This is a genomic window from Pseudanabaena sp. lw0831 (genome assembly GCF_016584665.1).
Lineage (GTDB): Bacteria > Cyanobacteriota > Cyanobacteriia > Pseudanabaenales > Pseudanabaenaceae > Pseudanabaena.
On sequence record NZ_BBJB01000057.1, the window covers coordinates 98,482 to 121,643 of the forward strand.

Here is a 23,162-nt window from a genome sequence, read left to right on the forward strand (position 1 = left end):
GCGATGACTATGCGTTTGAGTGCGATGATTTAGAGAATCTTTAACCCAATGAAACAAGTGATGAGCTGCTAAATTATTTATATCAGTTTAGGCGATCGCATCATCCTTTAATATGTCTAGCCCTAAAAATTCCAGCAAAATCTCAATAAGTTACTTACTATGACAACCGATCCTATTGAGCAATCTGAACCTAGTGATGAAGTCTCAAAAATTAATTCTGCAATTATTCCATCTGAAGTAGCTCAGAAAAGAGGAAAATGGGGCAAAGCGCTTAGTGCGGTTTCTGGCGCAGCAGGAGCAGTTGGTAACGCAGTCGGTGGCGCAGCAGGAGCAGTTAGTGGTTCCATTGTTGTCGCAGGAGGTTCCATCGGTAGTGCCGCAGGAGCAGTTGGCGGCGCAGTTGGCGCATTGACTAAAACAGTCGGCGGTGCGGTAGTTGGTGGCATCTCAACGGCAACCAGTGGCACAGGATATGCGATCGATGCGATCGGCAACAGTCTTTTGATGAAGAAAGTTGCTCAAACCTTCAAGGCTGATTGGCTGCTTCAAATACTAGATCAAGTTGATGTTAGCAAGGCAGAAGCTGAAGTGAAGCGCCTCAAGCAAAAATATCCTAACGAGTCCGTAAACCAAATAGCTCAAAGGATCATCAGACAAAAAGCAGTATTTGCTGGTGCAACTGGATTTGCTACTTCCATTGTCCCTGTTGCGGCGGCAGTATTTTTCGCTGGGGATCTGATTGCCACAACTTCACTTCAAGCCGAGATGGTTTATCAAATTGCCAGTGCCTATGGAATGGATCTTAAAGATCCGACTAGAAAAGGTGAGATTGTCGCAGTATTTGGATTAGCTTTTGGCGGCAAAATGGCGATCAAAGCTGGATTAGGAATGCTCAGGAATATTCCCATTGCTGGCTCAGTGATTGCCGTAAGTTCCAATGCAGTTATGCTTTATACCTTGGGGCAAGCTAGTTGCGCGTTTTATGAAGCAAAGCTCAACCCAGTCAACTTTGAGGAGAAACTAGAAGCAATTCAAAAAGATAGCGAGGAAATCTTAAAAAGTGCAATTCCACAGGAAGAAATCATCGATCAAATTCTCGTCCATGTGATCTTGGCGGGAAATCAGGGCAGAAGTAAGGGCAGAAGTAAGGAGGATATTTTAACTGATTTGAGATTAGCCAATCTCAAATCAGAATCGATCAATGCGATCGCAAACCACATGGATTCACCGATCCCTCTTGAGATTTTACTAAAAGATATCAAACCAGAGTTTGCTTTATCTTTATTTGTCCAATGTCAGAAATTCGCCATGCTAGACGGTATCGTAACGCCTGAGGAGGCAGAATTACTCAGGATGATTGAGAAGAAATTAGGTTGAAATCTGTCAGAATCAAAAAGATGATAGGCGGCAAAAGTATATCCTACAATCTTTTTGATTTTCAGTTATCCATAGCTAATAAAAACAAAAGCTAGTTGCGGCGCGAAGCGCTGCAACTAGCTTTTGTTTTTTGGCTTTGTCCAAAATACAACATCTTCATATGGCAACGCCATTTGAAGATATTAAAACTCTTACTGGGTTTGGTTGTTAATCCCCGAAATTGTAGTCACACTTTCAGGGACTGGTATAACATTAAACAGGAGTCGAAAAGCGAATTTTCAGATAGTCACCTTCCATCTTTGCACCAGCAGTTTGAAGAACCGATAGAGCCTGAGGTAACACCAAATTGCGGCGATGATTACCGATACGGATATTCAGCTCATCACCAGTCTTGGTTAGCTCAATCTTCTCTTTCGGCACACCTGGTAAATACAATTCCAAACGATACTGCTTGTTCTCTTCAACTACACGCATCGTATTTTCTTTGTAATAGACCTGAGATGGATCTTCATTACCGTATAGAGTCTCTTTTAGCCTTTCTAGGGCAGCAATTCCACACATTTCCTCAGCATAGAGGGGAATCTCCTTGATTGGCAAAGGGTGAAAATCACGGTGAATTTGTTCACAATACTGCTTCTGATTGTCCTTCCAAACTTTAAAGAACGGATCTTGGACTTCCTCAGGAATGATGCGATTGGCGATCACCATGTCAGTAGCTACATTATAGAGACTGAGATAGGAATGCGCTCTCAAAGACTCATTGATCACCATCTTCTCTGGATTAGTCACCAGCCTGACCGTTGTGGTCGTATTGTCCGTGAGGATTTTCTCTAAAGCTTCCAGTTCTTCATAAAACTCATAGGGTGCGTCCATTACCTCTTTATTCGGCAAAGAGAACCCAGTCACCCGCTTAAAAATTGGCTGAAATACAGGACTGAGAACTTGGGCAATCCCCTGTAAAGGTTTATAAAACTTCCGCATATACCAACCTGCCACCTCAGGTAGCGAAAGTAGTCGAAGCGCTGTCCCCGTAGGTGCAGAGTCAATTACTAATACGTCGTATTCCTTTTCGTCATAGTGACGCTTGACACGCACTAAACCAAAAATCTCATCCATCCCTGGCAAGATGGCAAGCTCTTCTGCCTGAACTCCTTCCAACCCTCTTGCTTGGAGAACTTCACTAATATAACGCTTGACCGCACCCCAGTTGCCTTCGAGTTCACGTAATGCGTCTAGCTCTGCTCCCCAAAGATTTGGGCGAATTTCTTTAGGGTCATGGCCTAATTCGACCATAAAGCTATCGGCGAGGGAGTGAGCAGGATCGGTACTCAAAACTAGAGTTCTATAACCCAATTCAGCACAGCGCAAACCTGTGGCTGCGGCGACAGAAGTTTTGCCAACCCCGCCTTTTCCTGTCATTAAAATGATACGCATGGTCGATATGACTCGTCTTGTTTAAATTTTGATGAGGCTAGGCTGAACATCGCTTTGCTCTATGCAGCCTAATAAATTTTGAATAAATAGATTGCTTTGCAAATCTTTACAATTTCCTCTAATTCTAACATTGATATCGCGATCGCCTAAAGCGCTTTTGAAATGCTTCAGCACTTCTCATTATAAAAATCAGTTTTGATGTAAGTCCGCAGTCGGCGGACTTGCATCAAAACTGATTTTTGGGGTTTCAGAGCATGCAGAGATGAAACCCCAAAAATCAGTTTCATAATTAGAACTACTGGAATGCTTTTCCTACTTACTGGTTTTTTGGATTGTATACATGGTAGTTTAGCCTGAGGCAAACTTAAACTAGCTTAGTTAACTGCTGTAAGGCTTTTACCTATATGAATCATCAACCAGAATCACCTGTTAATTTAGAGCAACTTAACCAGATATCAGAGGGAGATATAGAGTTTGAGATTGAGGTTCTACAGGTTTATGTTGAAGATGTTTCGCAACGATTAAGCAAAATTAGAGATGAGATCGTTAGCAATAAATGGTCTCAAATTATGGGTCAGGCTCATCACCTTAAAGGCGCTAGTAGCAATGTGGGTGCTTTGCAAATACAGATATTAGCGTTACATCTTGAGGAACTAAATCACTCACAAGATTCAGAAAAAGCCTTGGAAATTATTGAAGAGATGTTCTTGAAGTTGAAAGCAGTTGAGCTATTTATTACCGAAAAAATAGCAGCTTTATCATCTTAGAGAGCATTTCAAAACCCAAAAGACAAGTGGTAGCGCTTCGTGCCGCAACTTGTCTTTTGGGTTTTATGATTTAGGATTGCTATATAGTTTTAATAACCATGAGCTTTATGACCAGAAAACAATGGCGATCGCTTGCCAATATATTTTGTATCTGCCTAATTTGCCTTGGCATAACCTTCTCAAATAAGTTTGTGCCAGATGTATCAGCTGAAACCGAACCTTCCTCATCTCAGATTGTCGATCGCTTCGAGAACATTAAAAACAAAATGGCAAAACTCAGATTTTGCTACAACGAAAGCTGTTTTTATCGCAACGTCACTAGTAAAGTTGTCCCCCCAACAAATAATAATCCCCACTATACTGCCGAAATCTCTGCGGCTGTGGAGCGTCCATCCTCAAGTCCAGATCTAGCTGATTATCATTTTGTTTATGTGAATGATCTCTGGAAACTCGTCAAAGGTGAAGAGTTTACTGATGTTGCTGATTATGTATTTATAGGCGATCGCTATGAAATCTACAGCGTTCACAATAGTCATACTCTGCGCGGTAATTTAGACAAAGCCAAAGAAGATGGCGGCATCAAATCAGGATATTTACCCCTTTATTACGAAGTTTTAGATCACGGCATTGAAAAACTATAAGGATATGAGATGCGGCGCGAAGCGCCGCATCTCATATCCTTATAAATAAAAAGCCTCGCATTGCGAGGCTTTTTATTTGAGGCAAACGATTACCGTTTCGAGTATTGAGGAGCTTTACGAGCTTTCTTAAGACCATACTTCTTACGTTCCTTACAACGAGGATCGCGGGTCATGTAGCCTTCAACTTTAAGAGGCTTACGATTTTCAGGAGCAAGTTCGCATAATGCGCGAGCAACTCCCAATTTAATCGCATCAGCTTGACCAGTGACACCACCACCATGAGCATTGACCAAAACATCGTACTCATTTTCCAAGCCCAAGGTTTCCAAAGGAGCCTTAACGCCTGCAATGTATGTGGGGTTGAATTGCAGGTACAAATCGCCTGCTTTACCATTGATTACGACTTTTCCTTCGCCTGGAACAAGGCGAACACGGGCGATCGCTTTTTTACGGCGACCAGTCCCCCAGTAAACAGCACGATTAGAACGTTCAGTATCTGACATCGGTTATTTCTCCTACTTCTGCGATGGGATGGTGTTGATGACCAAGGTTTCGGGCTGTTGAGCCTCATGGGGATGGCTAGCACCCTTGTAGACCTTGAGCTTAGTGAAAAGCTGACGACCGAGGGTATTCTTCGGCAACATCCCCTTAATGGCATGTTCGAGAATACGTTCAGGAACGCGCGCGATTACCTTATCAAAGGTTTCTTCCTTCATCCCACCTGGGCGACCAGAATGTCTTCTGTATAGCTTTTGGGTGGATTTTTTCCCAGTTACAGCAATTTTTTCGGCGTTGATTACAACGACAAAATCACCAGTATCTAGGTGGGGCGTATAGATGGGCTTATTTTTGCCGCGCAAGATAAGCGCGATCGCGCTAGCAAGCCTTCCTAGGCGTTGACCTTCCGCATCAATGACATACCATTTGCGATCGGGATCTTTAGGTAAGTAGCTTTTATTCGGAGTAAGTGTAGTTGTAGTCATTAGTTTCTCTACAAACGAGATTTATCTATGATATTTATCTGAGAAATAGATCTGTGAAATATTTCTGTCAAACTTGTAAGTTTGGAGCACATTAGCCTTTAAACTTCAAACCAATGTAATTACATGGTTGTCATTTAAGCCTAGTGTTTGCTTGCGCGATGCGAACTCAGCAAATGGATGATCGGCATAGCCGATCGCCAATAAGCACAGTCCTTGCGGTGGAGCCGCATACTTGACTTCAATACGACGCTTTTCTTGCCATATGCTCGTAAAGGCTTCAACACTTAGGCGCGAGCGCCCAACTTCGACTAATTGCCCTACTAACAAACGAATCATGCCGTACAAAAAGCCACTTGCTTGGACTTCCACATAGACAAAATTGCCATCCCGCCAACATATCGCTTCTTGAAGCTCAAGACGGCTATGGGGACGACTTGAACCTGCTCTCTGAAATGCCGTCATATCTTGTTCACCTAACATGGGTTGTAAGGCTTGATGGATCAGCTTTTCGTCAAGAGGATCGTGATAATAGTGCCAGCTAAACGGCTTTACAAATAAATTCGGAATCGCCGCAGTGTAAATCGTGTAACGATAACGCCGCCATGTTGCCGAAAATCTTGCGTGCCAGTCAGCAGCCACTTCCATCGATCCACATATCAAGATATCTTCGGGCAAATAACTATTAAGTACCTTTGCCCAACGGTGGGGAGGGATCAAGCTTGACGTATCAAAATGGGCTACTTGAGCCGCAGCATGAACGCCAGTATCTGTTCTACCTGCACTATGCAAAACGGTTGCTTTTCCGCAAATCTTAGCGATCGCTTCTTCAATCGTTTGCTGCACACTGGGATGATTTGGCTGTCTTTGCCACCCATAAAATTGTGTACCTAGATATTGAATAACTAAAGCAACACGATGAGGAGACTCAGAATCAGCGGAGAACATCTTGATGCTTATACGAGTTGCAAGATCGCCATTTCCGCATTGTCACCGCGACGGCTGACCGTGCGCACAATACGTGTATAACCACCATTGCGCTCAGCGTAGCGCTCTTTAGCTTGGGTGAACAATAAGTCAACCAAGGTAGTTACTCGCTCATCTTCAGGTAATTGTTCCTGTTTGGTCTTGGTTTGAGGGCGATCGCTAACGGGTTCGCCATCTTTGACCGAAATATCGTATAAAAAGGCGATCGCTTGACGACGAGCGTGCAAAGAGCCATTTTTAGCCAATGTGATCATGTGATCGACATTGGTGCGAACAGCATCAGCCTTAGCTCTGGTTGTCTTAATTTCGCCTCTGAGGATTAGCTCAGTGGTCAAAGCCCGTAGGAGAGCTTTGCGCTGATCGGCAGCCTTGTTAAGCTGGGGGGTTTTACAACGGTGACGCATAGGTGTGTACTAGATGGATATGAAACCAAACTCTTTAGGTGAAAGAGTTTAAAAGATAGCCTTTCTACAGAACTTTAGAAGCCTTGGACTCAGTTAAGGTCAAGCCAAGATGCTGTTTGAGGGCATCCATAACTTCCTCTGCTGACTTTTGACCAAAGTTTTTGATTTCCAGTAAATCGTCTTGGGTATATTCCAACAAATCAGCAACAGTGTTAATCTGTGCCCGTTTGAGACAGTTGTAAGCTCTGACTGACAGTTGCAATTCTTCAATGTGAATTTGCTTAGTCTCGTCTTGCTCATCACGTTCTTGAGGCAACGAGGGCGCAAGGGTGATTTCTTGCAAGGGCGAGAACAAATTCACTAACACGCTAGCGGCTTGGCTAAGCGCTTCTTGAGGCGTAATGCTGCCGTTTGTCCAAATATCGATTAATAGACTCTCTTTATTGATCGCATCACCGATCCGAGCGTCCTTAATCTCATATTTGACCTTGCGCACAGGCATAAACACAGCGTCGATCTTGAGCGTATCAATAGGAGAACTATGGTCTTCCTTAGAACGATCTACCGAACGATAGCCTTTACCACGCTCAATCGTAAGTTCCATCTCCAATGTTGCACCTTCACTAAGAGTGGCGATGTATTGGTTAGGATTAACAATCTCGATATCCGATGGCAAAGAATGAAAACTGGTAGCCGTAACTAGCTTTGGACCGCGCTCTACCAAACGGATAATCTGTGGTGCTGAGCTATAAGACTTCAGCACTAGCTCCTTAAGGTTGAGCATCAAATCCAAAACGTCTTCCCGTACGCCAGGAATCGTCGCAAATTCATGGTTGACACCAGCAATGCGAACAGCAGTGACGGCCGCACCCTCAAGATTGGAGAGCAATACCCGTCTGAGCGCATTTCCAATGGTAATGCCTTGCCCCCGATCTAGTGGTTCCAGAACAAATTGGCTGTACTGGCTATTGTCTTTTTCTGTATGGGATGCAACGCACTCAACCTGAAACTGTGCCATATTTGTACCGACTTAGTCTGCAAGAGTAAACGAAAATCAAAGGTGAAATTAGAGAATTGAAAAATTACGAATTACGGATTACGAATTTAGTTTTTAATTCGTAATTTCTAATTTGTAATTGATTACACACGTCTGCGTTTTGGAGGACGGCAGCCATTGTGAGGGATTGGGGTAATGTCACGAATGAGGGTGATCTCTAGACCAGCAGCTTGCAAAGCTCTCACTGCGGTTTCGCGGCCAGATCCAGGACCTGTAACCATTACTTCAACTTGACGCATTCCTTGCTCCATTGCTCTTCTAGCAGCGGATTCAGCCGCAGTTTGCGCTGCAAATGGAGTGCCTTTCTTCGCGCCTTTAAAGCCGCTAGCACCAGCCGAAGACCAAGAGATGACATCACCTACGGTGTCTGCGATCGTGACGATAGTGTTGTTAAAAGTAGACTGGATGTAAGCGACTCCATTAGGGACATTGCGCTTATTCTTACGTGCGCCAGTTCTACGAGTTGTTTGACGAGCCATTGTTTCGTATTAATCCTTACTTACTTCTTACCTGGAGCCTTCTTCTTACCTGCGACAGTACGACGACCGCCACGGCGTGTACGCGCATTGGTGCGAGTACGTTGTCCACGGACAGGAAGACCCATACGATGTCTACGACCTCTGTAGCAACCGATGTCTACTAGGCGTTTGATGCTTAAACCTTCGAGACGACGCAGATCGCCTTCAACTTGAAAGTTGGATTCTACCTCTTGACGTAAAGTTGTTACTTCAGGATCAGTAAGTTCTTTAACCCGTGTATCAGGGTTTATTTTGGTAGCTGCTAAGATTTTTTTGGCGCTAGTTAGACCGATTCCGTATATGTACGTTAGTCCTATTTCGATGCGCTTGTCACGCGGAAGGTCTACTCCTGCAATGCGAGCCACTATAAGTCTCCCAATTTGTTGTCAGTTTTCAATGTTATGGTTGCCCTAAAAGCACTTGCTGATCAACCCTTTCAGGAATCTCGTCAGCAACTTTTGGGACGGATGGCTGTACAACACTATCTTCGCGAGAGCGTTAGTTCTATGCAGTGGGTTAGCTACAATCGACAGAAGCAAATTACGAAGACGTAATATTTTACAGCGAACTCTATAATATATGGATAATGGTAACTTATGTCAATATTTTTATAATTTACTTTAGTTAATCGCCTACGGTTAGCATTGCTAACCGTAGGCGATCGCTTGTGAAACGAACCTGAAATGAACCGCACCAAGTATTTGTAGCAATCTCGATTAGCCCACGATCGCCGCATAGGCGATGATAATCACATTAAGAACGATAAACGAGATCGTAAACAACCGAAATAAAATATAGCGATCGAACCAAACCGCTTGCTTTCTTTTGCCATTTTCGTTGGTTATTCGTGAGAATACGGTAGCAAGGGAGGCTGTAAAGATATAAACGATCGCAATAATGTGAATTTGATCGACCATAGTTAGGCTCTCGGTGCGTCCCAAAACCGATTCTGGGGCGCGCATATTCACTAAAACTGAAAATAAACATCCTACAAGCAAGCTTGTTCGAGCGCTAACCAAGCTAGGTTCTCCCGTTTCATAGAAAAATGACAGCATTGCAACGGCAAAAGCAACATAGAGACCAGCGGTCAGTTTAAAGAAACTTGTATACTTGCTACGCTGAATTGGGATGGAAATCGTCAAACGGGAATGAACTCCATCTTTGCCAATTAGCTCTGGGTCGCCAAAATTTGTCTTGTAGGAAACTTTAAGTTCTTCAAAGGTGAAGTCGGTAATATTCCATCCGCTTAACTTCATATTGCGTTGATAACCAGAATTTTTAAAGTCAGGTGTATATATAAATTCAGAAGCATCTTGATCGGACTCTAAAGAAATTTTTAAGGTGTGACGATCAAATGGATAGTTCTGGACATCCCAACTCTGATACAAGACGGCACTGATGTCTTTTTGAGACCAATAAACTTCACCCTTTGTGGAAAAGGACTCAGAAAGATTTTTTTTGTCAAGCGTAGTGATAGATATTTCATTGGATTCTAATGAATCAATGATTTCTATGTTTTCTAAAGGTTTAAGTTCTTTGACAGGGCAAACACTCCATAACCGAAAGTTAGCCGTAAATGATTTGTCTGCAAATTTAAAATTTCGCAAGGATGTAATATAAATTCCGATGCGACAAGTCTGGGGAGGTTTTACTGGATCTGCGATCGCATCTGGAACTCCTATAAGCATTAGCCAAGCGCTAATACATAAGAGTGAGATAAGAATAAATTTACAAGCTTTTAAGTACAAAATTATGCCCTGACTTTAAGAGTAAACAAAAGAGTAAATAATTAGCAATTAGAATTAGCGATTAGAATTAGCGATTAGCCGACAATAATTGCGTAGGCGATCGCGATGACATTAAACACGACAAACGAGATGGTAAACAGTTGAAAGAAAACGCGGCGATCGAGCCACATGGCAAACTTTTTATTGTTACTTTCAGAAGTTAGCCGAGAGTAGACTGATACAACGCCAGTTCCAAAAACATAGAGAATAGTGCCAATATGAATTTGGTCTATTAAGGTTAAGTCTTCGGTGCGACCTAAGACAGATTCTTGTAAGCGCATACTTAACAAAGTGGCAAATAATGCCCCGATATAAATCGCTCTTCTCGGACTTGCTAAACTTGTATTACTAGAATCGTAGAAGAAAGACAACATTGCAACTGCAAAGGCAATATAAACGCCAATAGTAAGCTTAAAGAAACTGAACATCTTAATCCGCTTTATATCAATTGAAATCACTATTCTTGAGTAACTTTCCTGCTGTGCAACTTGTTCTGGATTCCCAAAAGTAGTTGAGTAGGATATCTTTTGTTCGGCAATCTTAAACTTGGTAATTTGCCAACTGTCCAAATCAATATTTGGTTTGTATCCAGAGTTATCGAAGTCTGTTGTGTAAACAAACTCCGAGGAATTTTTAGTCGTCTCTTCAAAGGCGATCGTTAATGTGTGGCGATCAAAAGGGAAATTACTAACATTCCAACTCTGAGACAAAGTTGCTCGAACCTTGCGCCCCGACCAATAAACATTTTCCTGTACATCAAACCATTTTGATAGGTTTTTCCGCTCATCAGAACTATCATTTGCCACTTTAAAGTTTTTAAAGTCTTCAACATTAAGAACTTTCATACTTTTCAAAGGCTGTAACTCTTTGGATGGGCAGACACTCCATAAATAGAAATCTGTGCTAAACCTTTTGTCGGGTAGATTTAGATTGCGTAAAGACGCGACATAAACCCCAATTCTACAGGTTTGCGGTGGTTCAACTGTTGCGGCTAAAACCTCGGTTGAGTCCACAAATGACCATACGATGAGAATTATTGATAGACTCAGTAGCATTCTGAGCAATATTCTAAAGTAATTTGAGAAGATCTTTTGTAACATCACAGTTTAAATCACACGCTGGATTAAGCTTTTGGCGATCGCATCAGGCGACAGAATTTCCATAGCTGCATTTAACTGAACGGCGGCTTTTGGCATTCCGTAAACAATACAGCTTTTTTCATCCTGTGCGATCGTATGCCATCCCCGCGATCGCAAAACCTTGAGTCCTTCTGCTCCATCTTGTCCCATCCCTGTTAGCAATACCGCAATTTCTTTCTGATTCCAATGCTGCGATAAACTCTTAAAAAAGACATCCACTGATGGACGATAGGGATAGTCAATTGGTTCTTTAATGTAATGCAATGTCAAATCTGCACGCAGACTCAGGTGATCATTAGTTCCCGCCACATGGACAATTCCTTTTTCTAAGCGATCGCCAGTCTTGGCTAAGCGCACCGTGAGCGGAGTTTGTTGATTTAGCCAATCGACTAGCCCTGCTGAAAATTGCATATCCACATGTTGGACGATCGCGATCGCTGCGCCAAAGTTTTCTGGTAATCGAGATAGAATTGTCGCCAGAGCTTTAGGCCCACCTGTTGAGGAACCGATCGCGATTAGAGAAGGAAGTTTTAGAGATGGTGTGGTGAATGTAGTAAATTTTGAAGTTTGTAGTCTAGAAGTTAGAGTTGAAGTTTGAGTCTTAGAGGTTAATGTTGAAGTTGTGGACGATCTGCCTATGAGCTTGCTCAAGGTCACGATTTTTGCCAATAATGGTTGAGCGGAATCGGAAATTCCTTGAACTCCTAAAATCGGTGTATCCACTGCATCACGAGCACCATATCCCATCGCTTCAAAAACTTTTCCTGCGTTCTTGCCCACGCTTGCAGTTACGATCAAGATCGTGCAGGGAGACTGTTTCATGATTTGACGAGTTGCCTCAACACCATCCATAATCGGCATAAATAAATCCATCAAGATCAAGTCGGGCTTATCTCTAGCACAACAAGCCACAGCCTCAGCGCCATCCCTTGCAATCCATGCAACTTGATAACTTGAAACGGTTAAAAGCACTCGTTTGAGCGCTTCAACTGCCATAGCTGTATCGTTGACGATCGCAATTCTCATTTTCAGTCTAGGATTTTGGCTAAATTATGGCTAGGTATACTTTAGACTACATTTTGCAGGTGCGATCGCGAAATCCTAGCTATCTGCCAATCAGATCGACGATCGCATTTACCAGAGTGTCATCGTGAAAACTGCTTTTTGTGAGGTAATAATTTGCACCAGCTTCCATACCCTGAATGCGATCGTCTTCGCGATCGCGATAGGAGACAATAATTACAGGTAGGGTATGTAATTTCGGATGATCTTTGATTTGTTTGACCAGTTCAATTCCATTCATGCGTGGCATATCAATATCGCTGACCACTAAATCATAGGGATTGCTGCGAATCGCCGTCCAAGCATCCATCCCATTTACGGCGACATCGACATCATAGCCGCGATTTTGTAAGAGTTTGCGGGTCATTTCGCGAACGGTAATCGAATCATCGACTACCAAAATGCGTTTGCGATCGCTACCCTTAGCTTTTTTAGCTTTGTTGATATCAACGGGGCTTAATTGACCACTGCTGAGCGCATTGTCTATGGAGCGGACCAAATCCGAAACATCGACAATCAGGACGGGTGAGCCATCATCCATTAGAGCCGAGGCGCTGATATCGCGAACTTTGCCTAAACGCGGATCGAGCGGGCGGACTACGAGATCGCGCTCTCCGAGAAATTGGTCTACTAACAGTCCATAGGCATTGGCTTGATCGCTAATTACGACTACACAAAGTGCATCGGAATCAGGCAAAGTTTCGGGCAGATCGAGAATGTGATGGGCGGCGATTAAGCCAATATTTTGACCATCCTTCGTGAAATATTGACGACCTTCGACAATATAGATATCAGATTTTTCGAGTTTGACAATGCGATCTACCCTTGCTAGAGGGAAGGCGTAGGGTTCATCGGATATTTTTACAATTAATGTTCTAACTACCGAGAGCGTGAGTGGAAGCTGAAAGTTGAAACTGGTTCCATTTTTAAATTGAGATATAGCCCGAATTGTGCCGCCGACTTCCTGTACCATGCTTTTGGCAATATCTAGCCCTACACCTCTTCCTGAGATTTCCGTTACCTGCTCGGTGGTTGAAAATCCTGATAGAAATAGGAATTCTATAATTTCTGCTTCTGAGAGTTGTGCTGCCGTTTCAGGTGAAGCTAAATTGCGATCGATAACTTTTTGACGAATGCGCTCAGGATCGATTCCTCGTCCATCATCAGCAACTGTAATCGCCAACATACCGCCGCGATGGAATGCTTCTAAACGCACAGTGCCTTCCATCGATTTACCTGAGGCTTCGCGCTCTGCTGGCGATTCAATGCCATGATCGATCGCATTCCGAATCATATGTGTAAGCGGCGCTTCGAGCTTTTTGAGAATATCGCGATCGACTAAAGTGGATTGACCGACAATCTGGATCTTGACTTGTTTATCTAATTGTCGAGATAGGTCGCGCACCATACGCGGGAAGCCTTGCACACCATCGACAAAGGGACGCATATGGGAAGCAATTACTTCTCGATAGAGGCGATCGCTTAAGTTGGTAGTTCGCCGAGCATAAAGTTCTAGTTCGCTGAGGCGATCGGTGAGGATTTCGCGACATTCTTGGGCTTTGCGCCGCGCTGTATCGACAATCTGTTGATTTTCAGAACCAATTGGTGTATTTGCGATCGCTGTATGAATTGTTTCCAAAAGTCGAGCTAGTTCCGATTGACGAGATTTGAGTAACGTGAAGGAATCGGCAAAGGGTTGCAACCAATTTGCTTCCACCAATGATTCACCCGCTAATCCCATAATCCGATTCAAATTTTCGGCAGTGACTCGTACCACGCGATCGCTGGGTATGGTAATCGCTTCAAAAGTAACATTCTCTTGCCGTAGCCCTTTTCCTGTCTCCAAGCTTTGATCGACATTGACTAAAGATGACGGATGGAGCGTATCAAAATCAGTCGGCAAGAGGGCGGCGATCGCGGCACAACAAGCCTCAAACTGCCCTACGCGCTCGTTTAGCCATGCAATTAAATCGATTTCGGCAATTTGGGCGATCGCTTGCAATAGATCAACACCTTGCAATAAGACATCAATTTCGTCTGAACCGAGAGTAATAATCTGATTCTGGGCAGCCACAAAACAATCTTCCATACGATGCGCCAACTGAATCAGTTTTTCAAGAGAAACAATTCTTGCCGCTCCCTTAATCGAATGCGCCGCTCGCATTAACGCTTCTAAGACCTCCTCTGATTGAGGATTGGTTTCCAAAATCAATAGTCCCTGAGTCAGGATCGCCACCTGTGTCTCAGCTTCTTGCCGAAATAGCTCTAGCATCGAATCATCGCTCATGATTAAAAAACCTTGTGACTTAGGGTGTAAAACAATTGATCGGAATCCAAAAAGTTAATCTTCTTACCTTGCCAAGTGACGACTCCTTTGGTATAAGCTTCCGATGCTTTGGAAATGACCACAGGCGCATCTTTAAATTCATTGAGATGGAAGCGATAAGTTCCATGCACCTCATCGACAGGAAAGACCCACTTGTTCTCATTCTTGCCAGCGACAATCATCCTCTGAGGATTAATTGTATTTGTGAAATCTGCTGGTTCCGCGATCGACTCTAGACTGAGTAAATCTCTGAGCGAAATACAGAGTAATGTTTCTCCCCGAATATTGATTAATCCCAAAAATACTGAGTTACTGCGGTGTGGGACAGTGTGAATGGGATAGGGCGTGGTTACTTCTTGGAGAATGTTAACAGGCAAGGCTAAGCGTTCGTTACCAAGTCGAAAGATAATCACCGAAAGCGTATCGGTGGCGCGAACTAGGGTTCCTTCACCGATTCCCGACTGATTAGTGGAAGCTTCTGACAAGATATCAGTCCATTCCTTGAGGTATTCAGGGGGTGCGTTACGTTCTAATAGGCTACGTCCTGCTGCCGAGTATACTTTGCAGTTGCGACAATGAATGACTGTTTTTAATTCGCCACAGGTGCGATCGCCCATTACGCCAATTTGATTCCAGCAATCATTGAGAGTCGGTTGGTCAAGTTCCGAATCATCAGGTATGGGTACTATATTCAAATGATTTTCCATTGGCTATTGTTCTCCATTTTTATACTATTGCTAAGATCCCCCCCCAGCCCCCCTTGTAAAGGGGGGAGAAGATAATTCAATTCTCTTTGCTTTATAAGCTAACGTATATACACAAGTCTCTCTGTCTTCGTTTTGATTTATTAAGAAATCCCCCAATTCTGGGGGACTTTGAAAGACTTTTATTTTCTTGTTCCCCCAGAGTTGGGGGCTAGGGGGCGATAAGGGCTTGGCTTGATTGGGTTTTATGACTTGTCTGTGCACGATAGCTTGTAAAGGAAAGGGGAGAGAATCGAAAATTATCTTCTTCCCCCTTTTTAAGGGTGATTGAGGGGGATCTAAACCTTGAAACGTAGTCAGAAGAACTTGTCTGTACATTATATTTAACATCAGGCTATCACCTTAAATCTGGCAATTTCCGTCTTTAAAGTGTGACTCGCTTCATCAAGCTGTCCTAAAGCATGATTAGTCTCACGCAATGAACCTGCGGTCTGCTGCGAGGCTTGACTGAGATGTTCCATTGCTTCACTGATTTGTTGCGCTCCTTGCGATTGTTCATCTACGCTCTGACTGACCTGCTCAAAGCGCGGAGTCAATCCCTGTACTTGCTGAATCACTTCTGCAATTTGTTCGCTAATTCTGTCCACATCTTCAACGTTATGCACTACTGACTCGGTAAACTTATCCATTTCGGTTACACCAATGGAAACTGCTGATTGCATTTCCTTGATCATCTGCTCAATTTCCAGAGTTGCCACAGCCGTGCGATCGGCTAAGCGGCGAATTTCCCTTGCGACAACGGAGAAACCCGCCCCATATTCTCCTGCTCTTTCAGCTTCTAGCGCCGCGTTCAGGGAAAGCAAATTAGTTTGATCGGCGACAATCATGATCGTGGTCACGACGCGGCTGATATTGTTGGCGCGGGCGTTCATCACTTCTAGTTTGGAAGAAATAATTTGTGTACCTTCCAACAACTGTCCCATCACGGCATTGATGTGGTGCAGATTGTCTTTACTATTTGCTGCGGCGATCGTGGTTTGTTCCGCTGCCGCCGAAACCTGTTCCATCGTTTTTACCAATTGCTTTGATGTCGCAGCAATTTGGTGCGCGGTAGCCGATACTTCATTGGTAGAAGCAACCTGTTCGGCAACCGTGGCTTCTAAATCTCTGCCTGAAGCGGTAATGCGATCGGTGGAACTGGTGATTTGATTGCCAGACTTTTGAATGCGATTAACTAGGGTATTCAGGTCTTTATTCATCGTGTAAAAGACATTCTGTAATTGACCGACTTCATCTTCTTGTTCGGCAGGGGAAATCTCGCTCGTCAAATCCCCTGCGGAAATTTTGTGAGCGATGTCAACTACTCCTGCAATCTTCGCGCCTAGAGGTTTAGCGATCGTGTTGCTAAAGAAGATGCCAAATAAAATCGCAGTCCCAGGACCAATGATAATGGCGACAAAAGCCCAAAAGCCGACTTGAGAGACATCTTGCGCTGATATACTTTCGGTCTCTGAAGCAAGATCTTGATTAATCTTTAACAGGGCTAAAAGTAGATCGGTGGCGGCGGTGAAGGGTTGGCGGTTGATCTCAACTTGCTTTCCGAGATCGCTAAGTGTAGAAACGCTTGTAACTGGATTTTTCACTGCATTTACAGGATTTGTCGCTGGATTTTCCAGTGGATTTATGACAGGGCTGGTAATTACGGGGCTAGCAACTCCACTATTTTCATACCTGAGATTGATTCTTAAGAACTCTTCATGGGCTTTCTTCCATGCCTCCCACTTCTCTAGAAAAGCTTTATAGGTTTTCTTTTCAGTGTCCGACTTAGGAGTGGCTTCATATTGATAAAATCCCTCTTGAATTTGTTTCCAAGCATTATCCATGCGAGTGATCTCCGACTGTCGCCGATCCTTACTGAGATTAATATCTAGTAAACCGCGCTCCGATGATTCAATCTGGGTTTTTCCTTCATTGATTTTCCATAGACTGGCAATGCTAGGGAGATTGTTTTTGGCTAAAGTATTGATATGTTTACTCAAGCGAGAACTACCGCTTAAACCCACCAAAGCAACAATTAATACCAAAACTCCCATAAAGAAGAAGGCAAAGAGGAGACGGGCTTGCATCGATTGATTTTTGAACATCTTAGGTTCCTCCTCCTAAACTAGAATTGGGAAGCCGTGATGCGATCGCCGACATTCTCTGTCGAATGATATTGGCTCCTGTTGTATCTCCCTGACTTTCCTTTAACAACGCAAGATGAATTAGGGCTTCATAGGAATTTGGCTCTAGATAAATAGCGCGTTGAAAGCATTGATCTGCTTTTTGGGATGCTTGAGGATTTTGGCGATCGGCTTGGTATAGCTCGCCTAAAAGTACATAAGCATCGGCACTGGTGGGATATTTTTCTAGATAGTTTTTACAAAGCGTGGTTGCATCGATTAGTTTTCCTTCATTTGCTAGTTTTCTCACTACTGGTAAGTCGAGAGATGGGCTTGATTGAGCGCTTGAAATTGTAGATAAATGCATTTTGGGAATTGTTTGCATATCTAGTGTGGTGGGAATTTGAGGAGGATTACTGAAATTAAGAGATGGTTTGATAGGGACTGGAGGGAGTTCCAACTTGCGATAGGCAAAGGTGAAGGGCTGACGAATGGAACTGTACTGCTCTGGGACGATTTTTCCAGTTTCCGAACCGCCCACAAATAACAATCCACCTGCGACAAGTAAGGGATCGATCGCTGCTAATACTTGCGTACAAACTTCTGGTTTGAGGTAGATCAATAAATTCCGACAAAAGATAATGTCATATTGCTTTTGATTAGTAGCTAAAGTCGTTATCACATTGCCTTGCTGAAAATTGACCAGATCACGAATAGATTTAGATAGCTCATAACCTTGATCATTTTGTTGAAAGTAATGCGATCGCTCCTGCCATGCATCACCACGAAAGGAGTTTTTGGTATAAATACCACGCCGCGCCTTGGTAAGCGATCGCTGACTAATATCGATCGCATCGATTGTAAATTGTTTGGGTTGTAAACCTGCTTCGAGGAGAGAAATAGCGATCGAGTAAGGTTCTTCGCCCGTTGAGGATGGGACGCTCAGGAGTTGCAAAAGATTGCGGTTTGGTTTAAGTCGCCATTCTGTATTGACATAGGTTTTGAGATAATCAAAGGGTTTACCATCGCGAAAAAACCAAGTTTCTGGCACGATAATTAGTTCGATCAGTTCCTCTAATTCAATCGCCGAAGTTTGTAACCGCGTCCAATAGCGATCGATGTCAGGTAAATTACAGCTAACGCGCCGCGTCTCCACCGCCCTAGTAATTTGGCTAAGACCGACCACATCGGGATCTAAACCGATGGTTTGGCTGAGTAATTTGGTGATTTTAACTAAAGCCATCAGTAATCCTAGCTAGCAGCTTAAGCAGTTTTGAACTGAGCAATTTCTAATCGTAATCGATTTGCCGCCTCGTCAAGCTGTCCTACCGCACCGTTGGTTTCTCGCAAAGCATTCACTGTCTGCTGCGATGCCTCAGTGAGTTGTCCCATCGCTTCACTAATTTGTTGCGCTCCCTGTGATTGTTCCTCAATGCTCTGACTCACCTGCTCAAAGCGTGGGGTCAATCCCTGCACCTGTTGAATCACTTTCGCAACCTGATCGCTAATCTTGCTGACATCAGTAACGCTATCAACTACAGATTTATTAAACTTATCCATTTCCATGACACCTGTGGAAACTGCTGACTGCATCTCTTTGATCATCTGCGCGATTTCCAGTGTTGCCACGGCGGTTTGGTCAGCTAAGCGACGAATTTCACGGGCGACCACCGCAAAACCTGCGCCATATTCTCCTGCTTTTTCAGCTTCGATCGCCGCATTTAACGACAACAAATTCGTCTGGTCAGCCACTTTATTAATTGTTGTCACCACGCTATTAATATTGTTCGCCTTCTCATTCATTACCCCAAGTTTAGTAGCAATAGAAGTAGTAGCATCGGAAAGTTGACGCATGACCGTACCCATGCGGTTCAGATCGGTTTGACTCGCACCTGCCTCAGTTGCAGTCGAATGCGCCATCAGCGCCACCTGCTCCATGACTCTGACTAATTCTTTGGAATTTGCCGCAATTTGATTAGATGTAGCATTCACCTCATTAGTGGAAGCAAGTTGTTCGACAACAGTAGCTTCTAATTCTTTACCTGCGGCGGCGATTTGGGTGGAAGAGGTACTAATCTGTACTCCCGATTTTTGCATCTGAAGAACTAGTAAATTCAACTTTTTGGACATATTGTGAAACGCAGCCATTAACTTGCCAACTTCGCTCGGATCGTTGCTTAGCTCAATGGTTTGTTGTAAATCGCCATCGGCAATCTGCTCGGCGGCTTGGACTACTTTTGGTAATTGACGTTGCAGTGGTAAAGCAATCCATAGGGCGATCGCGATCGTGATTACCGTCACCAACAAAGTTCCCAACAAAATTACTAGGTTTACTAAGTTTTTGGCTTGTTCTGCTTCGCGAATATTATCGTTAAGTCGATTTTCGAGAATCTTCAGAACGCGCAGACGCGCCTCATCAAGTTTGGCAAGGCGCGGCGTTAAAATTTCCCGTTTCGCATCGTCCAATTTATTGTCATCAACAAGGGGATAAACTCTGGCGGCAACGCGATCGAATTCATCACCAAGTTGGAGCATCTCATTGATCGAGTCTTGAGCTTTGGCATCAACTACCTTTACCAAATCCTGCCTATTTTGGGTCATCGATTCTCGCGCCTTATCATAGGTTCCGCGATAGTACTGGTCTTTTGGATAAAGAGCATAACCGCGAATACTGGCAATCACCCTAGACACATCATAGGCAAACTCATTGGTATCCTTGATGTTTTGGGCAACTTGCCTTGAGTCATCCTGCAATTTGATGAGGTTAGCCGTACTTGAATAGATAATCGTTCCCAACACGATTAGGAACAGAATTGGCAGTGAGAAGCCTAAAATGAGACGATTGGTAATTTTATTCAACATAAGTTTTGGGGTTATTTAGGTAGTAATCGAATCGCGATCGCCCATCAGCAAATAATTATGTCGCTCATCACTGAAAAGTTTCTCAAGCTGCACACATTGAATAATTCTCTTCTCATCAACAATCGTACCGCTTAAATAAGGCGCTTCCTCAACCCGAATATTAGAATCATGAATATCGGCATTGGAGATACTCAAAGTCTCCGTCACCCGCTCCGCCATCAGCCCTAAATATTGCAGCGATTGGTTTTGCTGTGGATATTTGACGATAATGATCCGCGTACTGAGATGAGGACGACTGGGGCTTCCTTGGATCAAATGGCAAAGATCGATCACGGGCAAGATTACGCCTCGATAGTTAAATAGACCAGCCACATAGTCGGGAACATGATGTACCTTTCTAAAACTAACTCGCGGAATCACTTCAACAATATAAGAACTGTCGATCGCATAGAGGTCTTTGCCAGCATAGAAAAGTAGAATTAGCACTTTTAATACACTTTTAATTTAAGATTCCGATTGTCGAGCGCTTGCTCTTGCCAACAAAACACCGATTTGGATACCAATCATACCCGCGATCGCACTGCCTAAGCCAGTAATTCCTTTGGAAATCGCGAAAAAGAAACCCATCGCTAGACATCCAGTTAAATTAATACCAAATGTTGCATAGGGAAACTTCGTTCCAAATTTAGCCTTTGACCATTCTGTGAGGTAAAACCGAGACAATGCTCAAGGCACTGCACCTGAAGCGATCGCAAGAGGGATAGTAATATCTGACATTAGTTAGTAGAAATGAAGTCGCTGAAGTTTTAGGATATTGTAATCACCCCAAAGGAGGATACCTATATCTAAATATAAGTATTATCAGCAAGTCACTTAGTTGTAAAATGAATAGTTTTAATTATCTATATGCATCAGATTGATATCAAAGAAATCGACTTAAATCTGTTAAATATTTTAAAAGTTCTCCTTGATGAAGTTAGCGTTACTAAAGCCAGTGAAAAACTGAGCTTAAGTCAATCCGCAACTAGTCATGCTTTACAACGATTGCGAAAAATGTTTAACGATCCATTGCTAGAGCGATCGGCATCGGGTATGCGTCCCACCCCTAGAGCGATCGCCATACGAGCATCCCTTAGAAATATCCTTCTGAATATCGAACAGCTAGTGGCAGAACCGATTTTTGTCCCAGCCTTAGCCGAAGTCACAATTCACATCGCCTCGTCAGACTATGGAACCACCGTCATTCTTCCCTCAGTTATAAAACAGCTTTCTCTCTCTAGTCCTTCTATTAATGTAGAGATTGATGGATCGCATACCGACATTTTTGGAAAGCTCAAAGATGGAAAAATCGATCTCGGCTTAGGGGTATTTGATCTGGATGGAACCAAGGGATTTAAGACTCAAAATTTATTTACAGAACGTTTTGTATCCATCGTCAGAGATGATCATCCTATTCTTGAAGATATTACGCTTGAGTCCTATATTACTTCGCCACATACTTTAATCACCACTACAGGTTCACCATTGCCCGAAACCAATAAATTATTTAAAAGTCATGTCGATAGCAAGTTAGAAGAATTAGGAGTCAAACGGCGATTGATGCTAAAATTACCGCATTTTCTATCTGCGGCTCTCATTATTGGTCAAACTGATCTTATTTTGACTTTACCGCGCCGTATTGCTTCACTTCTAGCGAGTTTTGCTAATGTAACCATGTTTGACCCACCGATTGATTTAGGTGAATATAACTATATGCAAGTTTGGTCTGAACATAGCAATAACAGTCCATTTCATATATGGCTACGCAATCTTGTCTATTCCCAATCTCAAAATATTTAAGTAATGTTACATGGAACCGTCCTCTCTTTCATCAAGTGCGAGAGTGACGGCTCCACGAACCATCAGTAATTTAGTTACGCAAAATCACCTTAGTTGTCACGATCGCTGTCTATGGATGCAACGCCAGAGATAGGACGATATGTGTAGTTGGCGATTGATGGCGCAGTATTGGGTATATGACTGGGCGAATGAGGTCGCGATATTTTCATAATATCTTCTTTGATCGCTTCAAGATCGACATAGCGATCGGCAACATTAATCAAATGATCGCTGGTCATTGATCGCAAACTGACAACTTCAACGCGAACACCTCGATAACTTGCCGCGTCAACTGCGTAGGCAAGATCGCCATCGCCGCTTACCAGTACAGCCGTGTCGTAGGAGCCAATTAGTGCCATCATATCGACAGCTATTTCGACATCGAGATTAGCTTTTTTAGAGCCATCGGGTAGCTGTACAAGTTCTTTAGAAATGACTCGATAGCCATTGCGCCGCATCCACAACAGAAAGCCCTGTTGCTTTTCATTGGTGCGATCGACACCTGTATAGAAAAAGGCTCTAAGTAACCGTGAGCCATCGGTAAGGCATAGAAGCAACTTGGTATAGTCGATTTCAATACCAAGTTGTAGTGCGGCGTAAAAGAGATTAGAGCCATCAATAAAGATGGCAACGCGCCCTCGATTTTCTAAAATCTGGTCTGCTTTAAAGCCAGAATCTTGCTCAAAAGGTAACATGTTTTTGCCTATAGAACGTTTATTATCTAGTGATGTGGGATGAAGCTTTGGTATTAGCATTGATACTTAAACTCGTCCTAAGTGTTTACTTAACTCGTTTGTCTTACTTCTGATTAATAAACCTACGCATAGTTTTTCAAAAATATGAGCGGACGCTAAAAGTAATCTTCAATAAAAACACTTGGCTTTATTCCAAGACTATTTGAAATATAAATTTAAGATTAAATTTAAAGTGAATTTAAAATGAATTTAGAGCTATAATATGATTTTTAACGATAAAGCTACATTAATGAATAACTTATCTTTATAACTTACTACTAACTATACACTATAAGTAAATATACTTAGAGGAGTAGATTGGGGCTTAGGAGTTGAAAAGCGC

The 23,162-nt window shown here is 43.1% G+C and carries 23 protein-coding genes and 1 pseudogene; 5 read left to right on the top strand and 19 right to left on the bottom strand.

Translation table 11 applies throughout. The features are described from left to right. Positions 1-159: 159 nt before the first annotated feature. Positions 160-1,377 (top strand): EcsC family protein, encoded by a 1,218-nt coding sequence (locus tag APA_RS11345; protein WP_201322385.1) that lies wholly within the window; start codon positions 160-162, stop codon positions 1,375-1,377. A 252-nt stretch (positions 1,378-1,629) separates the two neighbouring features. Here APA_RS11345 and APA_RS11350 read toward each other — a convergent pair whose 3' ends face one another. After that, positions 1,630-2,811, bottom strand: coding sequence for a TRC40/GET3/ArsA family transport-energizing ATPase (locus APA_RS11350; RefSeq protein ID WP_201322386.1), 1,182 nt, complete (start codon positions 2,809-2,811; stop codon positions 1,630-1,632). A 404-nt stretch (positions 2,812-3,215) separates the two neighbouring features. Between APA_RS11350 and APA_RS11355 the strand changes: the two genes are divergently transcribed. Both APA_RS11355 and APA_RS11360 read left to right on the top strand, forming a co-directional pair. Further along, the gene (locus APA_RS11355; RefSeq protein ID WP_201322387.1) at positions 3,216-3,578 is read left to right on the top strand and encodes an Hpt domain-containing protein; all 363 of its coding nucleotides are present in this window, start codon (positions 3,216-3,218) and stop codon (positions 3,576-3,578) included. Positions 3,579-3,685: 107 nt separating this feature from the next. Then, the gene (locus APA_RS11360; RefSeq protein WP_201322388.1) at positions 3,686-4,219 is read left to right on the top strand and encodes a hypothetical protein; all 534 of its coding nucleotides are present in this window, start codon (positions 3,686-3,688) and stop codon (positions 4,217-4,219) included. A gap of 89 nt (positions 4,220-4,308) precedes the next feature. On the opposite strand, the gene rpsI is transcribed toward APA_RS11360, so the two are convergent. From rpsI to rpsM, 7 genes are all read right to left on the bottom strand, one after another. Then, entirely contained in the window at positions 4,309-4,722 is a 414-nt protein-coding gene (gene rpsI / locus APA_RS11365) for a 30S ribosomal protein S9 (protein WP_201322389.1), read from the bottom strand. A gap of 12 nt (positions 4,723-4,734) precedes the next feature. Next, positions 4,735-5,202, bottom strand: a complete 468-nt coding sequence (gene rplM / locus APA_RS11370) for a 50S ribosomal protein L13 (protein WP_201322390.1) — start codon at positions 5,200-5,202, stop codon at positions 4,735-4,737. A 105-nt stretch (positions 5,203-5,307) separates the two neighbouring features. Beyond that, positions 5,308-6,147 (bottom strand): tRNA pseudouridine(38-40) synthase TruA, encoded by an 840-nt coding sequence (gene truA / locus APA_RS11375; protein WP_201322391.1) that lies wholly within the window; start codon positions 6,145-6,147, stop codon positions 5,308-5,310. 8 nt (positions 6,148-6,155) lie between these two features. Continuing rightward, a complete protein-coding gene (rplQ, locus tag APA_RS11380; protein WP_201322392.1) occupies positions 6,156-6,590 on the bottom strand; it encodes a 50S ribosomal protein L17 in 435 nt (144 codons plus the stop codon). Positions 6,591-6,654: 64 nt separating this feature from the next. Beyond that, entirely contained in the window at positions 6,655-7,608 is a 954-nt protein-coding gene (locus tag APA_RS11385; protein ID WP_009628985.1) for a DNA-directed RNA polymerase subunit alpha, read from the bottom strand. A 122-nt stretch (positions 7,609-7,730) separates the two neighbouring features. After that, complete coding sequence (rpsK, locus tag APA_RS11390) at positions 7,731-8,126, bottom strand: 30S ribosomal protein S11 (protein ID WP_009628986.1); 396 nt, start codon at positions 8,124-8,126, stop codon at positions 7,731-7,733. Positions 8,127-8,146: 20 nt separating this feature from the next. Continuing rightward, positions 8,147-8,530, bottom strand: coding sequence for a 30S ribosomal protein S13 (gene rpsM / locus APA_RS11395; protein WP_009628987.1), 384 nt, complete (start codon positions 8,528-8,530; stop codon positions 8,147-8,149). Positions 8,531-8,566: 36 nt separating this feature from the next. Here rpsM and APA_RS11400 point away from each other — a divergent pair, with 36 nt between their 5' ends. After that, complete coding sequence (locus tag APA_RS11400) at positions 8,567-8,719, top strand: hypothetical protein (protein ID WP_201322393.1); 153 nt, start codon at positions 8,567-8,569, stop codon at positions 8,717-8,719. Between the two features lie 162 nt (positions 8,720-8,881). On the opposite strand, the gene APA_RS11405 is transcribed toward APA_RS11400, so the two are convergent. From APA_RS11405 to APA_RS25785, 10 genes and pseudogenes are all read right to left on the bottom strand, one after another. After that, a complete protein-coding gene (locus APA_RS11405; RefSeq protein ID WP_201322394.1) occupies positions 8,882-9,853 on the bottom strand; it encodes a hypothetical protein in 972 nt (323 codons plus the stop codon). Between the two features lie 134 nt (positions 9,854-9,987). Further along, on the bottom strand, positions 9,988-10,965 hold the full coding sequence (locus tag APA_RS11410; RefSeq protein WP_201322395.1) for a hypothetical protein: 978 nt from the start codon (positions 10,963-10,965) through the stop codon (positions 9,988-9,990). A 93-nt stretch (positions 10,966-11,058) separates the two neighbouring features. Beyond that, complete coding sequence (locus tag APA_RS11415; protein WP_201322396.1) at positions 11,059-12,117, bottom strand: chemotaxis response regulator protein-glutamate methylesterase; 1,059 nt, start codon at positions 12,115-12,117, stop codon at positions 11,059-11,061. Between the two features lie 79 nt (positions 12,118-12,196). Then, entirely contained in the window at positions 12,197-14,440 is a 2,244-nt protein-coding gene (locus APA_RS11420; RefSeq protein WP_201322397.1) for a hybrid sensor histidine kinase/response regulator, read from the bottom strand. Between the two features lie 2 nt (positions 14,441-14,442). After that, positions 14,443-15,186 carry a chemotaxis protein CheW gene (locus APA_RS11425; protein ID WP_201322398.1) on the bottom strand — a complete coding sequence of 248 codons (744 nt, stop codon included), beginning with the start codon at positions 15,184-15,186 and terminating at the stop codon, positions 14,443-14,445. A 386-nt stretch (positions 15,187-15,572) separates the two neighbouring features. Next, positions 15,573-17,327: a methyl-accepting chemotaxis protein gene (locus tag APA_RS11430; RefSeq protein ID WP_201322399.1), complete on the bottom strand. Its 1,755-nt coding sequence runs from the start codon at positions 17,325-17,327 to the stop codon at positions 15,573-15,575. 1 nt (position 17,328) lies between these two features. Continuing rightward, the gene (locus APA_RS11435; RefSeq protein ID WP_201322400.1) at positions 17,329-18,588 is read right to left on the bottom strand and encodes a CheR family methyltransferase; all 1,260 of its coding nucleotides are present in this window, start codon (positions 18,586-18,588) and stop codon (positions 17,329-17,331) included. A gap of 20 nt (positions 18,589-18,608) precedes the next feature. Then, a complete protein-coding gene (locus APA_RS11440; RefSeq protein WP_201322401.1) occupies positions 18,609-20,207 on the bottom strand; it encodes a methyl-accepting chemotaxis protein in 1,599 nt (532 codons plus the stop codon). 15 nt (positions 20,208-20,222) lie between these two features. Beyond that, the gene (locus tag APA_RS11445; RefSeq protein ID WP_201322402.1) at positions 20,223-20,693 is read right to left on the bottom strand and encodes a chemotaxis protein CheW; all 471 of its coding nucleotides are present in this window, start codon (positions 20,691-20,693) and stop codon (positions 20,223-20,225) included. Positions 20,694-20,813: 120 nt separating this feature from the next. Next, a pseudogene (locus APA_RS25785) lies at positions 20,814-20,930 on the bottom strand (fluoride efflux transporter CrcB); the annotation flags it as partial. Between the two features lie 183 nt (positions 20,931-21,113). On the opposite strand from APA_RS25785, the gene APA_RS11455 reads away from it, so the two are divergent. Continuing rightward, positions 21,114-22,046: a LysR family transcriptional regulator gene (locus APA_RS11455; protein WP_201322403.1), complete on the top strand. Its 933-nt coding sequence runs from the start codon at positions 21,114-21,116 to the stop codon at positions 22,044-22,046. Positions 22,047-22,135: 89 nt separating this feature from the next. Here APA_RS11455 and APA_RS11460 read toward each other — a convergent pair whose 3' ends face one another. Beyond that, on the bottom strand, positions 22,136-22,780 hold the full coding sequence (locus APA_RS11460) for an NYN domain-containing protein (protein WP_201322459.1): 645 nt from the start codon (positions 22,778-22,780) through the stop codon (positions 22,136-22,138). Positions 22,781-23,162: the final 382 nt, after the last annotated feature.

What these genes read in the sequence shown, in the direction of transcription:
- APA_RS11345 (WP_201322385.1), top strand. Translation starts at nt 160, where the DNA reads ATGACAACCGATCCTATTGAGCAATCTGAACCTAGTGATGAAGTCTCA.
- APA_RS11350 (WP_201322386.1), bottom strand. Translation starts at nt 2,811, where the DNA reads ATGCGTATCATTTTAATGACAGGAAAAGGCGGGGTTGGCAAAACTTCT.
- APA_RS11355 (WP_201322387.1), top strand. Translation starts at nt 3,216, where the DNA reads ATGAATCATCAACCAGAATCACCTGTTAATTTAGAGCAACTTAACCAG.
- APA_RS11360 (WP_201322388.1), top strand. Translation starts at nt 3,686, where the DNA reads ATGACCAGAAAACAATGGCGATCGCTTGCCAATATATTTTGTATCTGC.
- rpsI (WP_201322389.1), bottom strand. Translation starts at nt 4,722, where the DNA reads ATGTCAGATACTGAACGTTCTAATCGTGCTGTTTACTGGGGGACTGGT.
- rplM (WP_201322390.1), bottom strand. Translation starts at nt 5,202, where the DNA reads ATGACTACAACTACACTTACTCCGAATAAAAGCTACTTACCTAAAGAT.
- truA (WP_201322391.1), bottom strand. Translation starts at nt 6,147, where the DNA reads ATGTTCTCCGCTGATTCTGAGTCTCCTCATCGTGTTGCTTTAGTTATT.
- rplQ (WP_201322392.1), bottom strand. Translation starts at nt 6,590, where the DNA reads ATGCGTCACCGTTGTAAAACCCCCCAGCTTAACAAGGCTGCCGATCAG.
- APA_RS11385 (WP_009628985.1), bottom strand. Translation starts at nt 7,608, where the DNA reads ATGGCACAGTTTCAGGTTGAGTGCGTTGCATCCCATACAGAAAAAGAC.
- rpsK (WP_009628986.1), bottom strand. Translation starts at nt 8,126, where the DNA reads ATGGCTCGTCAAACAACTCGTAGAACTGGCGCACGTAAGAATAAGCGC.
- APA_RS11400 (WP_201322393.1), top strand. Translation starts at nt 8,567, where the DNA reads ATGGTTGCCCTAAAAGCACTTGCTGATCAACCCTTTCAGGAATCTCGT.
- APA_RS11405 (WP_201322394.1), bottom strand. Translation starts at nt 9,853, where the DNA reads ATGCTTATAGGAGTTCCAGATGCGATCGCAGATCCAGTAAAACCTCCC.
- APA_RS11415 (WP_201322396.1), bottom strand. Translation starts at nt 12,117, where the DNA reads ATGAGAATTGCGATCGTCAACGATACAGCTATGGCAGTTGAAGCGCTC.
- APA_RS11420 (WP_201322397.1), bottom strand. Translation starts at nt 14,440, where the DNA reads ATGAGCGATGATTCGATGCTAGAGCTATTTCGGCAAGAAGCTGAGACA.
- APA_RS11425 (WP_201322398.1), bottom strand. Translation starts at nt 15,186, where the DNA reads ATGGAAAATCATTTGAATATAGTACCCATACCTGATGATTCGGAACTT.
- APA_RS11430 (WP_201322399.1), bottom strand. Translation starts at nt 17,327, where the DNA reads ATGTTCAAAAATCAATCGATGCAAGCCCGTCTCCTCTTTGCCTTCTTC.
- APA_RS11435 (WP_201322400.1), bottom strand. Translation starts at nt 18,588, where the DNA reads ATGGCTTTAGTTAAAATCACCAAATTACTCAGCCAAACCATCGGTTTA.
- APA_RS11440 (WP_201322401.1), bottom strand. Translation starts at nt 20,207, where the DNA reads ATGTTGAATAAAATTACCAATCGTCTCATTTTAGGCTTCTCACTGCCA.
- APA_RS11455 (WP_201322403.1), top strand. Translation starts at nt 21,114, where the DNA reads ATGCATCAGATTGATATCAAAGAAATCGACTTAAATCTGTTAAATATT.
- APA_RS11460 (WP_201322459.1), bottom strand. Translation starts at nt 22,780, where the DNA reads ATGTTACCTTTTGAGCAAGATTCTGGCTTTAAAGCAGACCAGATTTTA.